The organism is bacterium, assembly GCA_024226335.1.
Classification (GTDB): domain Bacteria; phylum Myxococcota_A; class UBA9160; order SZUA-336; family SZUA-336; genus JAAELY01.
The window spans coordinates 1-1071 of record JAAELY010000407.1; the positions used below are offsets into that span (position 1 = coordinate 1).

Annotated in this window: 2 protein-coding genes; one reads left to right on the forward strand and one right to left on the reverse strand. The window is 60.7% G+C overall.

All coding sequences use genetic code 11. The features are described 5' to 3' along the window. Positions 1-118 (reverse strand): acyl-CoA dehydrogenase family protein (locus GY725_20370; GenBank protein ID MCP4006540.1); only part of this gene is annotated, 118 nt, incomplete at its 3' end. 87 nt (positions 119-205) lie between these two features. Between GY725_20370 and GY725_20375 the strand changes: the two genes are divergently transcribed. Further along, a partial coding sequence (locus GY725_20375; protein MCP4006541.1) for an RHS repeat protein occupies positions 206-1071 on the forward strand: 866 nt, incomplete at its 3' end.

A 1071-nucleotide genomic window follows, 5' to 3' on the forward strand; every position in this document is an offset into this window, starting at 1 on the left:
GCGGCGTGATCCCGGCCTCGTTCCACTCGCCGATATGGGGCTCGACCTCTGCTTTCACAAAACGCTGGAACTGTTGGCGAAACTCCAGGTGTTCGTCGGAAAAAATCTCTCTGCGCAACTCAGTCCCTCCTCTGGCGGGCTCGTTCGAGATCTACCTCGTGGGGTTTCGAGTCGCAAGTCCCATCCCTGAGCTAGGGAGACAGGGGTGCTATACTTCCTATACGCGATCCGTCCCGAGAGCCGCGACGCCAATCCCGAGGGCGACGTCTGGATGGAGTTTCAATACTACGAGAACGATACCGTCTACCGGCACGAAAGCTCCGCGGGCGAAGTCACGACCTTCTCGTACAACTACTTCCGGCGTCAAACGGTAGTGACGCACCCCAACGGTGCGACTGAGGTCCTGGAGTACGACTGGTCGGGCAACCTCAAACGTCACGAAACAGCACGCGGGGTCGTGCGAAGCTACGAGCACGAGGGAGGCGGCCAGGAGCAGACCAAGGAAATCGACGGTCTCGGATTCGAGACCACAGCAAGCTACGACGACGACGGGAACATCCTGTCTCGGCAGAACCGTGTCGGTGACACCGAAACCTGGACTCAGTACAACGCGTTCGGCCAGGCGGGTAGCCATGTAGATCTGAATGGCAACGAACAGCGACTGGCTTACGATTCGCGCGGAAATCTGAAGGCAGAGCTTGCGGAGGTCGACGGCTCGTTCGAAGTGTTGCGAGAGCACGACTACGACGTGTTTGGCAATCGCATCGAGACCCGCGAGTACACAGAGGAAGGCGGCGGTGCGCCCCGGACGACCCGATTCGAGTACGACCCGTCGGGAACCAACCTGATCCGGATCGTCGACGCGCTGGGCAATTCGGTACGTATCGGTCACGACGCCCTGGGACGTCCAATCGAGGTCGAGACCCAACGCGGTACGACAGTGGGTTCTCTCGCTGCCCTATCCCCTCCGTCTCTGGCTCGCCTACGACCCCGATCTGTGTACGGCCGTGCTCGGGGTCTACCTGCGCGCTCTATCGAACTGGCAGACGCACCGAGCCCGAACGGAGCAGA